Here is a 15,241-nt window from a genome sequence, read left to right on the forward strand (position 1 = left end):
GGGGATTACCCCTAATAATTTCAGTCTGGCTTGCAACTGACTCAGCCGGATAACAGATATAAAAAAGGCCGCTTGCGCGACCTTTTTCCGGACTAGTGTGTAGTCATCAATTACTTGATGATTTTAGCTACAACACCAGCACCTACTGTACGACCACCTTCACGGATTGCGAAGCGCAGACCTTCTTCCATCGCGATTGGAGCGATAAGGTCAACGACGAATTTCAGGTTGTCACCAGGCATTACCATTTCTACGCCTTCTGGCAGCTCAACGGCACCAGTTACGTCAGTTGTACGGAAGTAGAACTGTGGACGGTAACCTTTGAAGAATGGAGTGTGACGACCGCCTTCATCTTTAGACAGTACGTATACTTCCGCTTCAAACTGAGTGTGAGGAGTGATTGAACCAGGCTTAGCCAGTACCTGACCACGCTCAACGTCATCACGCTTAGTACCACGCAGCAGAACACCAACGTTCTCACCTGCACGACCTTCGTCAAGCAGCTTACGGAACATTTCAACACCGGTACAAGTAGTTTTAGTCGTATCTTTGATACCAACAATTTCTACTTCTTCACCAACTTTAACGATACCTTGCTCAACACGACCAGTTACAACAGTACCACGGCCTGAGATTGAGAATACGTCTTCGATTGGCAGGATGAACGGCTTGTCGATAGCACGCTCTGGCTCCGGGATATAGCTATCTAAAGCTTCGCCAAGCTCAACAATTTTCGCTTCCCATTCTGCTTCACCTTCCAGGGCTTTCAGTGCAGAACCTTTGATTACTGGCAGATCGTCGCCAGGGAATTCGTATTCAGTCAGAAGTTCACGAACTTCCATCTCAACCAGTTCCAGCAGCTCTTCATCATCAACCATGTCACATTTGTTCATGAATACGATGATGTAAGGGATACCAACCTGACGACCCAGCAGGATGTGCTCACGAGTCTGTGGCATAGGGCCATCAGTCGCAGCAACTACCAGGATACCGCCGTCCATCTGAGCCGCACCAGTGATCATGTTCTTAACGTAATCAGCGTGTCCCGGGCAGTCTACGTGCGCATAGTGACGGGTAGGCGTGTCATATTCTACGTGTGAAGTAGAGATGGTGATACCACGCGCTTTTTCTTCAGGCGCGTTATCAATTTGATCGAATGCCTGAGCTGAACCACCGTAAGTCTTTGCAAGAACAGTAGTGATTGCTGCAGTCAGAGTGGTTTTACCGTGGTCAACGTGGCCGATAGTACCCACGTTTACGTGGGGTTTCGTACGTTCAAACTTTTCTTTTGCCATTTTTCTCGTTTCCTAAGTTAAAAGTCCGACCCAATACAGACCGGACCGAACCTTCATTAAGATTTAGTTTCTTGATTCGATAATCGCTTTTGCAACATTGCTAGGCGCTTCAGAGTAATTGAAGAACTCCATAGAGTATGACGCACGACCCTGCGTTTGTGAACGCAAGTCAGTCGCATACCCGAACATTTCTGAAAGCGGTACTTTCGCGCGAACAATCTTGATCCCGCCTACACCGTCTTCCATACCTTCGATCATGCCGCGACGACGATTCAGATCGCCTACAACATCACCCATCCAATCTTCTGGAGTTGTTACTTCAACTTTCATAGTGGGTTCGAGCAATACTGGATTTGCCTCAGCACAACCTTTCTTGAAACCCATAGAGCCGGCGATCTTAAACGCCATTTCAGAAGAGTCAACATCATGATATGAACCGTCGAACAGTGTAACCTTTACATCAAGTACAGGATACCCTGCCAGCACACCATTTTGCAGCTGCTCCTGAATTCCTTTGTCTACCGCAGGAATGAATTCTTTAGGCACAACACCACCCACGATTTCGTTCACGAATGCGTAGCCTGCACCTTCTTCCTGTGGCTCGATACGTAGCCAGACGTGACCAAATTGTCCACGTCCGCCTGACTGACGGACAAACTTTCCTTCCGCTTCAACCTTGCTGCGAATAGTCTCACGATAAGCAACCTGTGGTTTACCTACATTACATTCAACTTTAAATTCACGCTTCATACGGTCGACAATAATATCGAGGTGCAGTTCACCCATACCGGAAATGATTGTTTGTCCGGTCTCGTCATCTGTGTGTACTTTAAACGACGGGTCTTCTGCAGCCAGTTTACTCAGTGCCATGCCCATTTTTTCCTGGTCAGGCTGAGATTTTGGCTCTACGGCGATGGAGATTACCGGTTCCGGGAACTCCATACGCTCAAGTGTAATAACATGATTCGGATCACACAAGGTATCACCGGTCGTCACGTCTTTCAGTCCGATGGCAGCGGCAATATCGCCGGCACGAACTTCTTTCAATTCTTCACGATCTTTTGCGTGCATCTGCACGATACGACCAAAACGCTCACGTTTTTGCTTCACCGGGTTATAAACAGTGTCACCTGTATTGACCACACCGGAATAGCAACGGAAGAACGTGAGGGTGCCCACAAACGGGTCTGTGGCAATTTTGAATGCCAGGGCAGAAAACGGTTCGCTATCGTCAGCATGACGTTCTGCTTCAGTTTCTTCCCCGTCGTCTAACACACCTTTAATGGATGGAATATCAACGGGTGCCGGCAGGTACTCAACAACCGCATCAAGAACGGCCTGAACGCCTTTGTTCTTGAACGCACTACCACAGGTAGCCAATACGATTTCATTGTTCAGTACGCGGGTACGCAGACCCAGACGGATTTCCTCTTCAGTCAGCTCTTCGCCTTCCAGGTATTTTTCCATCAGATCTTCGGACGCTTCAGCAGCCGCTTCGATCATCTCTGTGCGGTATTTTTCTGCTTTAGCAACCAGTTCAGCCGGAATGTCTTCATAGGTAAAAGTCATACCCATGTCTTCTGCATTCCAGTTGATGGCCTTCATCTTGATTAAATCGATGACGCCACGGAATTCTTCCTCTGCACCTATATTCAGTTGAATCGGTACACAGGTTGCGCCTAAACGTTTGCGGATTTGACCCACAACACGTTCAAAATCGGCACCGGCACGGTCCATCTTATTGACGAAAACCATGCGCGGTACACGATATTTATCAGCCTGACGCCAGACCGTTTCTGATTGAGGCTCAACCCCGGAAGACCCACAAAATACAACCACCGCACCATCAAGCACGCGCAGAGAACGTTCAACTTCAATGGTGAAGTCAACGTGCCCCGGCGTATCAATAATGTTGATACGGTGTTGATCGTACTGCTGCTGCATTCCTGACCAGAAGCACGTGGTAGCAGCAGAAGTGATCGTGATACCACGCTCCTGCTCCTGCTCCATCCAGTCCATGGTGGCTGCGCCATCATGCACTTCGCCGATTTTGTGTGATAATCCTGTATAGAACAGGACACGCTCAGTAGTGGTGGTTTTACCCGCATCTACGTGTGCGACAATACCAATATTACGATAACGTTCAATTGGGGTCTTACGAGGCATACGACTCTCTCAGTTTAAACTTTAATTACCAACGGTAATGTGCGAACGCTTTGTTCGCTTCGGCCATACGGTGAACGTCTTCACGTTTCTTAACCGCAGAACCTTTGTTGTCTGCTGCATCTAACATTTCAGCTGCAAGGCGTTGTGCCATGGACTTTTCGCCACGTTTACGTGCGGCTTCAACCATCCAACGCATACCCAGCGCGTTACGACGAACAGGACGAACTTCTACAGGTACCTGGTAAGTAGAACCACCCACACGGCGTGATTTAACTTCCACTGTAGGACGGATGTTGTCCAGAGCATCTTCGAACACGTCTAAGTGTGCTTTGCCGGTTTTTTCAGCAACAATATCAAGCGCACCGTAAACAATCTTTTCAGCAACTGATTTCTTGCCGTCGAGCATTACGACATTCATGAATTTAGCAAGCAGTTGTGAACCAAATTTTGGTTCTGGTAGGATTTTACGTTGACCTACGACTCTTCTTCTTGGCATTTTACAATTCTCCGTATGAATTCAGGGAAATCCCAAAACTCTGATTACTTCAGTTTGGCCTTACTAACGGAGAACCGTTAAGATTTAGGCCGCTTCGCACCGTACTTAGAACGGGCTTGACGACGATCGTTAACGCCTGCGCAGTCCAGAGTACCGCGAACAGTGTGATAACGAACACCTGGTAAGTCTTTAACACGACCACCACGGATAAGAACAACGCTGTGCTCTTGCAGGTTGTGGCCTTCACCACCGATGTATGAAGACACTTCGAAACCGTTAGTTAAACGTACACGACATACTTTACGCAGTGCAGAGTTTGGTTTCTTAGGCGTAGTGGTATATACACGAGTACATACACCACGACGTTGTGGGCAAGCTTGCAGTGCAGCTACGTTGCTTTTTGCAACTGGCTGACGACGTGGCTTACGCACTAACTGGTTAACTGTTGCCATTAACTAGCTCCTGTTAGTAAAAAATGAAAACCCGATCCATGGTCGGGTCTGTTAAACGGCTTATTGAATCTGAAGTTTGTTGTAAACGTGCTCTACATTTACCCGCCCCGAAAACAAAAAAACCGCGGCCCTTTTTCAGTATGTCTTCGCTAAATTAAGCAGACTTACCAGAAATTGGGTCGCGGAATTCTAATGATCTCATAAGCCAGTGTCAAGGTGTACAAAGGATAACCAGGCGATTATTCACGTTTGCATACCCTGAAAGCACTGAACGGCGAAATATCCACCGTTCAGTGACAAGCCTTACTCGTCTGATGCGTCTCCACCACTCACTTCAGCATTCAATGCTTCAGTCAGTGCCTGTTCTGCTTCTGCAGCGGATACAGACATCTCTTCAATGGCTTCAGCACGTTTCTGCATACGACGCTCGTGGTATGCGAAACCGGTACCGGCAGGGATCAGACGACCAACAATTACGTTTTCTTTCAGACCACGTAAATCGTCTTCTTTGCCCTGTACCGCAGCTTCTGTCAGTACGCGAGTTGTTTCCTGGAACGATGCTGCAGAGATGAATGACTCTGTAGACAGTGAAGCCTTAGTAATACCCAGCAGCTGTGTTTCATACAGAGCAGGCAGTTTACCGGCTTTTTCCATTTCACGGTTCGCGATCTTAACATGTGCCACTTCAACCTGTTCGCCTTCCAGGAACTGAGTATCGCCGGCAGCAGTAATAATACACTTACGCAGCATCTGACGGATTACCACCTCGATGTGCTTATCGTTAATTTTTACGCCCTGCAGACGGTAAACTTCCTGAACTTCGTTCACGATGTAGTTAGAAACCGCACTGATACCACGCAGACGCAGGATATCATGTGGAGACTCTGGACCATCGGCCAGAACTTCACCGCGTTCTACAGATTCACCTTCGAATACGTTCAGCTGACGCCACTTAGGAATCATCTCTTCGTAAGCATCGGCACTGTCTTTTGGTGTGATAACCAGACGTTTCTTACCTTTGGTTTCTTTACCGAAACCAATGGTACCGGAGATTTCAGCCAGGATTGCAGGTTCTTTAGGCTTACGCGCTTCGAACAGGTCAGCAACCCGTGGCAGACCACCGGTGATATCACGAGTCTTCGAGCTCTCCTGCGGAATACGTGCTAACACGTCACCGGCGTGAGCCAGTTTTCCATCTGCGGCTTCAATAGTTGTGAAGCTTGGCAGACGAATTTCCTGCAGGCCAGTCTCTTCGCTTTCCAAAATCAGCTTAGGCTCTTTGGCGTTAAATTTAGACAGGTCTTTAACAACAATACGTGTCAGACCGGTCAGTTCATCCTGCTGCATTTCAGTGTTGGAGTCGTCGATATCGGCAAACGAGATCTTAGACGGACGCTCAACAATGATTGGGTGACTGTGTGGATCCCAGTTTGCAACGATTTCGCCGGCTTCAACCGCCGCGCCATCATCAACAGACAGGATTGCACCGTAAGGCACCTTATAACGTTCTTTCTCACGACCATGACTGTCAATAACAGTCAACTCGGTTGAACGTGAAACGATAACCACTTTGTCGTCGGTGTTACGAACGAACTTAGCGTTATGCATTTTCAGGCTACCTGCAGTTTTAACCTGCACGCTGTTTTCTGCTGACGCTCTTGATGCCGCACCACCGATGTGGAATGTACGCATGGTAAGCTGTGTACCCGGCTCACCGATTGACTGAGCAGCGATAACACCAACAGATTCACCTTTAGCCACCATGTGTCCACGGGCAAGATCACGACCGTAACAGTTTGCACAAACACCGAAGTCGTTATCACAGGTGATTACTGAGCGAACCATCATCTGGTCAACTGAGTTCTGCTCCAGCATGTCTACCAGCGCTTCGTCCAGCAGCGTATTACGCTCAACCAGTACTTCATCAGAACCCGGCTTGATTACGTCTTCTGCTACCACACGACCCAGTACACGCTCGCGCAGCGGCTCAACAACGTCTCCACCTTCGATCAGAGGTGTCATTTTCACACCTTCGAATGTGCCACAATCGTCATTGGTGATAACCAAATCCTGTGCCACGTCTACCAAACGACGAGTCAGGTAACCGGAGTTCGCTGTTTTAAGTGCTGTATCGGCAAGACCTTTACGGGCACCGTGCGTGGAGATGAAGTACTGAAGTACGTTCAGACCTTCACGGAAGTTAGCCGTGATTGGCGTTTCAATGATTGAGCCATCCGGCTTCGCCATCAGACCACGCATACCAGCCAGCTGACGAATCTGTGCGGCACTACCACGGGCACCGGAGTCGGCCATCATGTAAACAGAGTTAAATGAGGACTGCTCTTCTTCTTCGCCTTTGGCGTTAATAACGGTGTCCGTTTTCAGATTATCCATCATCGCACGGGCAACTTTTTCGTTGGCGTTCGACCAGATATCGATAACTTTGTTGTAACGCTCACCGGCTGTTACAAGACCGTTCTGGAACTGTTCCTGAATTTCGATAACCTCAGCTTCTGCAGCTTCGATGATATCTTTCTTCGCATCAGGAATAACCATATCGTCGATACCAACAGACGCACCCGCGATCATCGCGTAGTGGAAACCGGTATACATGATTTGGTCAGCTGCAATAACAGTGTCTTTCAGACCCAGCGTACGGTAACACTCGTTAAGCAGTTTAGAGATCTGCTTCTTACCCATTGCCTGGTTGATGATTTCAAACGGCAAACCCTTAGGCAGGATCAGAGAGAAGATCGCACGGCCGACAGTGGTATCAGTCAGTGTTACTTTCTCAGTTTTTGTGCCGTCTTCAGCAATGTCATACTCAGTAATACGTACTTTTACACGTGCATGCAGTTCAGCAGCATCGGTACGGTACGCTTTTTCAGCTTCGTGCGGGCTGGTAAATACCATGCCTTCGCCGCGGCCGTTTACTTTGTCACGGGTCAGATAATACAGACCCAATACAACGTCCTGTGAAGGTACGATGATTGGCTCACCGTTCGCAGGAGACAGGATGTTGTTGGTAGACATCATCAGGGCGCGTGCTTCTAACTGTGCTTCAATAGTCAGAGGTACGTGAACCGCCATCTGGTCACCGTCGAAGTCAGCGTTATATGCCGCACACACCAGTGGGTGCAGTTGGATCGCTTTACCTTCGATCAGGGTAGGTTCGAATGCCTGGATACCCAGTCTGTGCAGTGTTGGTGCACGGTTAAGTAATACCGGGTGTTCGCGGATGACTTCATCCAGAACGTCCCAAACTTCCGGTGCTTCACGCTCTACCAGCTTCTTAGCAGCTTTGATGGTAGTCGCCAGACCACGACCTTCCAGTTTGCCGTAGATGAATGGCTTGAACAGTTCAAGTGCCATTTTCTTAGGCAGACCACACTGGTGCAGACGCAGTGTAGGACCAACTGTGATTACAGAACGGCCTGAGTAGTCAACACGCTTACCGAGCAGGTTCTGACGGAAACGGCCCTGCTTACCTTTAATCATGTCGGCAAGAGATTTCAGAGGACGCTTGTTAGAACCGGTAATTGCACGACCGCGACGACCGTTATCAAGCAGCGCATCTACCGCTTCCTGAAGCATACGCTTTTCGTTACGTACGATGATATCCGGCGCAGCCAGATCCAACAGACGCTTAAGACGGTTGTTACGGTTGATAACACGACGATACAGATCGTTCAGGTCAGAAGTCGCAAAACGACCGCCGTCCAGTGGTACCAGAGGACGCAGGTCCGGTGGCAGAACTGGCAGCACAGTCATGATCATCCACTCTGGCTTGTTGCCAGATTGCTGGAATGACTCAAGCAGCTTCAGACGCTTAGTGATTTTCTTACGCTTGGTTTCAGAGTTGATTGAAGGCAGCTCTTCACGCATTGCAGCAACATCTGCGTCTACGTCGAGGACTTTCAACAGATCGAAAACGGCTTCTGCGCCCATTTTCGCTTCGAACTCGTCACCGTGCTCTTCGAGTGCATCCAGATATTCTTCTTCGTTCAGAAGCTGGCTGCGCTCTAACGTTGTCATACCAGGTTCGGTAACAACATAAGATTCGAAATACAGTACACGTTCAATATCACGCAGAGTCATATCCAGCATCAGACCGATACGTGACGGCAGTGATTTCAGGAACCAGATGTGGGCAACCGGACTGGCCAGTTCGATGTGACCCATACGCTCACGACGTACTTTGGTCAGTGTCACTTCTACGCCACACTTCTCACAGATAACACCACGGTGCTTCAGACGCTTATACTTACCGCAAAGACATTCGTAGTCTTTTACAGGTCCGAAAATACGCGCACAGAACAGACCGTCACGCTCAGGCTTGAACGTACGGTAGTTGATGGTTTCAGGCTTCTTAACTTCACCAAATGACCATGAACGAATCATGTCAGGTGATGACAGACCAATTCGAATATTATCGAATTCTTCTGTCTTGTTTTGTTGCTTTAGAAACTTTAATAAGTCTTTCACATTACTCTCCCGGCGGAGTCAGTCTCTATAGCCCGGCGAACCGGGCCATCAAATCATACAATGGCGTTAGCCGTATTACTTTTCTTCCAGCTCGATGTTGATACCGAGTGAACGAATTTCTTTAAGCAATACGTTGAAGGATTCTGGCATGCCAGGCTCCATTCTGTGATCGCCATCAACAATGTTCTTGTACATTTTGGTACGGCCGTTAACGTCATCCGACTTAACAGTCAACATTTCCTGCAGGGTATAAGCAGCACCGTATGCTTCCAGTGCCCACACTTCCATCTCACCGAAGCGCTGACCACCGAACTGTGCTTTACCACCCAGAGGCTGCTGTGTAACCAGGCTGTAAGAACCGGTAGAACGGGCGTGCATCTTGTCGTCTACTAAGTGGTTCAGTTTCAGCATGTACATGTAACCTACCGTTACCGGACGTTCGAATTCGCGACCGGTACGGCCGTCGAACAATTGAATCTGTCCGCTTTCTGGCAGGTCAGCCAGTTTCAACATTGCTTTAATTTCTGCTTCTTTCGCACCAGAGAATACTGGTGTCGCAACAGGAACACCTTTACGCAGGTTTTCTGCCAGGCGACGTACTTCGTCATCGGTGAAGCTGTCGATGTCTACTTCCTGGTGATTCTCACCTAAGGTGTAAACTTCTTTCAGGAACTCACGCAGCTTAGCCAGTTCTTCCTGTTCTTTGATCATGCGATCAATCTTCACACCCAGACCGTGAGCCGCCATACCTAAATGGGTCTCAAGGATCTGACCGATGTTCATACGCGATGGTACACCCAGCGGGTTAAGTACGATGTCTACCGGCGTACCGTTAACATCGTAAGGCATATCTTCTACAGGGATTACTGTTGAGATAACACCTTTGTTACCGTGACGACCAGCCATCTTATCACCAGGCTGGATGTGACGTTTAACCGCGAGGTAAACCTTAACAATCTTCAGCACGCCCGGAGCAAGGTCGTCACCCTGGGTGATCTTGCGACGCTTGTTCTCGAACTTCTTATCGAAATCTGATTTGATTTCAATGTGCTGTTCAGCGATTTGATCCAGTTCGTTCTGTACATCTTCGTTAGTCAGAGGGATCTCTAACCATTTTTCACGAGGCATGCTGTCTAACTTCGCTTCATCAACGCCAGCGTTGATCAGCAAGTTACGTGCACGGGCAAAGATACCGTCGGCCAGGATATTGAATTCGTCAGACAGGTCTTTCTTAACCTGACGTAACTGCATGTCTTCAATTTCCAGTGCACGCTTATCTTTTTCAACACCGTCACGGGTAAAGACTTGTACGTCGATAACTGTACCGTGAACAGAGTTAGGTACACGCAGAGACGTGTCTTTAACGTCAGACGCTTTCTCACCGAAGATGGCACGTAGCAGCTTTTCTTCAGGGGTCAGTTGGGTTTCGCCTTTAGGCGTTACTTTACCAACCAGAATATCGCCGCCTTTCACTTCCGCACCGATATAAACAACGCCGGATTCATCCAGCTTGCCCAGTGCAGCTTCACCCACGTTAGGAATATCAGAAGAAATTTCTTCTGGCCCAAGCTTGGTATCACGGGCGATACAGCTCAGCTCCTGAATGTGGATAGTGGTAAAACGGTCTTCCTGTGCAACACGCTCTGAGATCAGAATCGAGTCTTCGAAGTTGTAACCATTCCACGGCATGAACGCGATACGCATGTTCTGACCAAGTGCCAGTTCACCTAAGTCTGTAGACGGACCGTCGGCCAATACGTCACCGGCAACAATCGGGTCACCAACGTTACAGGTAGGTCTCTGGTTGATACAGGTGTTCTGGTTAGAACGGGTGTATTTCGTCAGGTTGTAGATATCGATACCCGCTTCACCCGGAAGCATCTCGTCTTCATCTACTTTGATTACGATGCGGCTCGCATCTACGTAATCAACCATACCACCACGTTTAGCAACAACAGTTACACCAGAGTCAACCGCAACGGTTTTCTCCATACCAGTACCAACCAGCGGCTTATCAGCACGCAGTGTAGGTACTGCCTGACGTTGCATGTTCGCACCCATCAATGCACGGTTAGCGTCATCGTGTTCCAGGAACGGGATAATGCTGGCAGCAACAGAAACGATCTGTTGAGGCGACACGTCCATGTACTTGATTTCTTCTTTTGGCATCAGCGTGGTTTCACCACGGTGACGTGAAGGGATCAGGTCATCAATCAGTGCGCCGTTTTCATCAACTGCAACGTTTGCCTGTGCGATCTTGAACTGACCTTCTTCGATAGCTGACAAGTAATCAATCTCGTCAGACACAACGCCGTCAACGATGCGACGGAAAGGTGTTTCAAGGAAACCGAAGTCATTCGTACGGGCAAAGCTCGCCAATGAGTTGATCAGACCGATGTTCGGACCTTCAGGCGTTTCAATTGGACACAGACGACCGTAGTGAGTCGGGTGTACGTCCCGTACTTCGAAGCCTGCACGTTCACGTGTCAGACCGCCCGGGCCTAATGCAGAAATACGACGCTTGTGCGTAACTTCTGACAGCGGGTTGTTCTGGTCCATGAACTGAGACAGCTGAGAAGAACCGAAGAACTCTTTAACTGCTGCAGAGATAGGCTTCGCGTTGATCAGATCCTGAGGCATGACGTTGTCGAGGTCGCCCAGAGACAGACGCTCTTTAACCGCACGTTCAACACGTACCAGACCTACACGGAACTGGTTCTCGGCCATTTCGCCAACAGAACGGATACGACGGTTACCCAGGTGGTCGATATCATCAACTTCGTCCTTACCGTCACGGATAAGGATAAGTTGCTTCATTACAGAAACGATATCGTCTTTGTCCAGCGTACCTGAACCAACCAGTTCTTCACGACCTAAACGACGGTTGAACTTCATACGGCCAACAGATGACAAGTCATAGCGATCTTCAGAGAAGAACAGATTGTCAAACAGCGTTTCAGCAGCATCTTTAGTTGGTGGTTCACCAGGACGCATCATCCGGTAGATTTCTACCAGTGCTTCGAGGCGATTTGTTGAGCTGTCGATACGCAGTGTATCTGAGATGTATGAACCGTGATCCAGTTCGTTGATATACAGAGTTTCAAACTCTTTAACACCGGCCTGGCTTAACTCAGCCATCAATTCCAGTGTTACTTCATCGTTCGCATTAACCAGTACTTCGCCAGTTTCTTCGTTCACGTAAGTACGCGCGAATACACGACCGATGAGGTATTCTGCAGGTACTTCTAACTCAGTGATACCCGCTTTTTCAAGCGCACGGGTGTGACGTGCAGATACACGACGACCGGTTTCAACGATGACTTCGCCTTCGTTGTCTTTAATATCAAACTGTGCAGTTTCACCACGCAGACGATCAGGCACAACTTCCATCAGAAGCTTATTGTCCTGAATGCGGATTTGTACTTTATCGAAGAACAGATCCAGAATTTCTTCTGTCGTCATTTCCAGCGCACGTAAGATAATCGTTGCAGGCAACTTACGGCGACGGTCAATACGAACAAACAGGTTATCTTTAGGATCGAATTCAAAGTCTAACCACGAACCACGGTAAGGGATAACACGTGCGTTATACAGTACCTTACCGGAAGAGTGAGTCTTCCCTTTGTCGTGATCATAGAACACACCGGGTGAACGGTGTAACTGAGAAACGATTACACGCTCAGTACCGTTGATGACGAACGTACCGTTCTCTGTCATCAATGGAATTTCGCCCATGTACACTTCTTGTTCTTTGATGTCTTTAACCGTACCCGGCGCAGCATCTTTATCGAACAACACTAAACGAAGTTTTACTCTTAATGGGGCTGAATACGTGACGCCTCGAATTTGACATTCTTTAACATCGAAAACCGGTTCGCCCAGACGATAACTCACATACTGCAGCTCTGAACTGCCAGAGTAGCTCTTAATTGGGAAGACAGAACGGAAAGCAGCTTCCAGTCCGTACTGACCATCTGCATCGATTTCAATAAATTTTTTGAATGAATCTAGCTGAATTGAAAGGAGGTATGGAATTTCCAATACCTGTGGGTGTTTGCCAAAATCCTTACGGATACGTTTCTTTTCGCTATAAGAGTAAACCATGGGTTCCTCAGCCTGCTGATTTTTGACCCAACCTGCTGTCTGAACTAGTCAAACAACAAACTTCCACGACCCTTTTTCGGGGTAATTAAATAGCATACACCAAAATTTAACCAAATAGTTAGTTAAGACTTTGGTTTTCTGCTCATTTATTTAATTTCCGATGTGCTTTTGGTGGATACAGTAAAGGGTTAAAAACTGTACACCCTACAGCGCAAAAAGGCTGGTGGTCAATATTAACCACCAGCCTTGCCGTTTCAGGCAGGTAATCTAAGCAAATTAGATTACTTGATTTCTACTTCTGCACCAGCTTCTTCAAGCTCTTTCTTCAGTGCTTCAGCTTCATCTTTGTTCACGCCTTCTTTGATAGCTTTAGGAGCTGATTCTACCAGTTCTTTAGCTTCTTTCAGACCTAAACCAGTCGCGCCGCGAACTGCTTTGATTACTGCAACCTTGTTGCCACCGAATGAAGTCATTACAACGTCGAATTCAGTTTTTTCTTCAGCAGCAGCTGCTTCACCAGCTACAGCAGGACCAGCAACAGCAACAGCCGCTGCAGATACACCGAATTTTTCTTCAGCTGCTTCGATCAGTTCAACCAGTTCCATTACTGGCATTTCAGCGATCGCGTTTAAGATATCTTCTTTAGTCAGAGCCATTTCTCTAAACTCCCGGGATTAAATAGTTAAAAAAATCAATATGCCAAAAACGCCAATTACTTGGTGTCTTTGACCGCCGCCAATACACGCACAAATTTGGCAGGAACTTCGTTGATTGTTTGAACGAACTTGCCAACTGGTGCTTTGAAGGTCGCAAGCAATTTCGCAAGCGCTTCGTCGCGGGTAGGCAGAGCTGCTACTGCATCCAGTTTATCTGGACCAAGTAGACCACTACCGATTGAAAGTGCAGTTACTTGCAGTTTCTTATTCTCTTTTGTGAAGTCTTTGAACAAACGCGCTGCGCCGCCCGGAGCTTCAAGAGAGAAACCATAGATAAGCGGACCGGTTAAGGCGCTATCTAAATCTGCAAATTTACTGTCAGCCAATGCACGCTTAGCCAGAGTATTACGTACTACCTTCAGGTATACGCCTTGCTCACGGGCTTTAACACGCAGGTCAGTCAGTTCTGCAACTTCCATCCCACGGTATTCAGCAACGGCTACGGATAGAGCGCGAGTCGCAACTTCAGAAACTTCTGCTACGATCTCTTTTTTTGCTGCTAAACCTAGTGCCACTGAGTTCACCTCATAAAATCTGATGTTTGTTCAGGTTTTCCATCACGCCCATCAGTGTTCACAGATTGATATAACTTCTTGTGAAGTTATACCGCTCTACGGTGTTCGTTATCCCAGAGAGTCTGAGTCGAAACCACCGTCTGCGCAGGCTGTTGTATTAAGTTAAGCGTTGTTGCAAAAGTTCTCTTACCTCTTTTGCCGCTTAGCGCCTGCGGTCTTGGACGGGAGCCATAGTTATTCGCTTTTGGCGATATACAACAGCTCCAACCCATAACCTTCAAGAGACAGATGGACTATGCCACCTGTAAAAAGTCTTACAGACCTACAGTACCTTTATCAATAGATACGCCAGCGCCCATAGTGGTGCTCAGGCTGACCTTCTTGATGTACAGGCCTTTAGCTGAAGAAGGCTTAGCTTTCTTCAGTGCTTCCAGAAGGGCTTCCAGGTTCTCTTGAATCTGGTTAGCTTCGAAAGCAATTTTGCCGATGCTGGCATGGATGATACCATTCTTATCGTTACGGTAACGTACCTGACCCGCTTTAGCATTTTTAACTGCAGTTGCAACGTCAGGCGTTACAGTGCCAGTTTTAGGGTTAGGCATCAGGCCACGCGGACCCAGGATTTGACCCAGTTGGCCAACAACGCGCATGGCGTCAGGGCTGGCAACAACTACGTCAAAGTCCATCTCACCGGCTTTAACTTTCTCAGCCAGGTCGTCCATACCTACGATGTCCGCACCCGCTTCTTTAGCAGCTTCAGCGTTTGCACCCTGAGTGAATACTGCAACGCGAACATCTTTACCAGTTCCGTTAGGCAGTACAGTAGCACCACGTACGTTCTGATCAGATTTCTTCGCATCGATACCCAGGTTGATTGCTACGTCTACGCTTTCTGCGAATTTGGCAGTTGCCAGTTCTTTCAGCAGTGCAACTGCTTCGTTGAAATCGTAATCTTTAGTCGTGTCTACTTTTTCGCGGATCACACGAGCGCGTTTAGTCAATTTAGCCATTC

At 48.0% G+C, this 15,241-nt stretch carries 9 protein-coding genes; all 9 read right to left on the reverse strand.

Annotated elements, in window-relative coordinates; all coding sequences use genetic code 11:
* Positions 1-110: 110 nt before the first annotated feature.
* On the reverse strand, positions 111-1,295 hold the full coding sequence (gene tuf, locus J3369_RS17880) for an elongation factor Tu (protein ID WP_349589493.1): 1,185 nt from the start codon (positions 1,293-1,295) through the stop codon (positions 111-113).
* A 63-nt stretch (positions 1,296-1,358) separates the two neighbouring features.
* Complete coding sequence (fusA, locus tag J3369_RS17885; protein WP_349589495.1) at positions 1,359-3,461, reverse strand: elongation factor G; 2,103 nt, start codon at positions 3,459-3,461, stop codon at positions 1,359-1,361.
* Between the two features lie 25 nt (positions 3,462-3,486).
* Positions 3,487-3,957 (reverse strand): 30S ribosomal protein S7, encoded by a 471-nt coding sequence (rpsG, locus tag J3369_RS17890; RefSeq protein ID WP_070123208.1) that lies wholly within the window; start codon positions 3,955-3,957, stop codon positions 3,487-3,489.
* Between the two features lie 77 nt (positions 3,958-4,034).
* The gene (gene rpsL, locus J3369_RS17895; protein ID WP_070123207.1) at positions 4,035-4,409 is read right to left on the reverse strand and encodes a 30S ribosomal protein S12; all 375 of its coding nucleotides are present in this window, start codon (positions 4,407-4,409) and stop codon (positions 4,035-4,037) included.
* A 303-nt stretch (positions 4,410-4,712) separates the two neighbouring features.
* Positions 4,713-8,894 carry a DNA-directed RNA polymerase subunit beta' gene (rpoC, locus tag J3369_RS17900; protein ID WP_303575486.1) on the reverse strand — a complete coding sequence of 1,394 codons (4,182 nt, stop codon included), beginning with the start codon at positions 8,892-8,894 and terminating at the stop codon, positions 4,713-4,715.
* Between the two features lie 75 nt (positions 8,895-8,969).
* Positions 8,970-12,998, reverse strand: a complete 4,029-nt coding sequence (gene rpoB / locus J3369_RS17905; protein WP_303575488.1) for a DNA-directed RNA polymerase subunit beta — start codon at positions 12,996-12,998, stop codon at positions 8,970-8,972.
* 281 nt (positions 12,999-13,279) lie between these two features.
* Positions 13,280-13,654 carry a 50S ribosomal protein L7/L12 gene (gene rplL / locus J3369_RS17910; RefSeq protein ID WP_303575489.1) on the reverse strand — a complete coding sequence of 125 codons (375 nt, stop codon included), beginning with the start codon at positions 13,652-13,654 and terminating at the stop codon, positions 13,280-13,282.
* A gap of 56 nt (positions 13,655-13,710) precedes the next feature.
* Positions 13,711-14,229: a 50S ribosomal protein L10 gene (rplJ, locus tag J3369_RS17915; RefSeq protein ID WP_349589499.1), complete on the reverse strand. Its 519-nt coding sequence runs from the start codon at positions 14,227-14,229 to the stop codon at positions 13,711-13,713.
* Positions 14,230-14,543: 314 nt separating this feature from the next.
* Complete coding sequence (gene rplA, locus J3369_RS17920; protein WP_303575493.1) at positions 14,544-15,239, reverse strand: 50S ribosomal protein L1; 696 nt, start codon at positions 15,237-15,239, stop codon at positions 14,544-14,546.
* Positions 15,240-15,241: the final 2 nt, after the last annotated feature.

Origin of the sequence: Alteromonas sp. NFXS44 (assembly GCF_040148705.1) — a bacterium.
GTDB lineage: Bacteria > Pseudomonadota > Gammaproteobacteria > Enterobacterales > Alteromonadaceae > Alteromonas.

What these genes read in the sequence shown, in the direction of transcription:
- tuf (WP_349589493.1), bottom strand. Translation starts at nt 1,295, where the DNA reads ATGGCAAAAGAAAAGTTTGAACGTACGAAACCCCACGTAAACGTGGGT.
- fusA (WP_349589495.1), bottom strand. Translation starts at nt 3,461, where the DNA reads ATGCCTCGTAAGACCCCAATTGAACGTTATCGTAATATTGGTATTGTC.
- rpsG (WP_070123208.1), bottom strand. Translation starts at nt 3,957, where the DNA reads ATGCCAAGAAGAAGAGTCGTAGGTCAACGTAAAATCCTACCAGAACCA.
- rpsL (WP_070123207.1), bottom strand. Translation starts at nt 4,409, where the DNA reads ATGGCAACAGTTAACCAGTTAGTGCGTAAGCCACGTCGTCAGCCAGTT.
- rpoB (WP_303575488.1), bottom strand. Translation starts at nt 12,998, where the DNA reads ATGGTTTACTCTTATAGCGAAAAGAAACGTATCCGTAAGGATTTTGGC.
- rplL (WP_303575489.1), bottom strand. Translation starts at nt 13,654, where the DNA reads ATGGCTCTGACTAAAGAAGATATCTTAAACGCGATCGCTGAAATGCCA.
- rplA (WP_303575493.1), bottom strand. Translation starts at nt 15,239, where the DNA reads ATGGCTAAATTGACTAAACGCGCTCGTGTGATCCGCGAAAAAGTAGAC.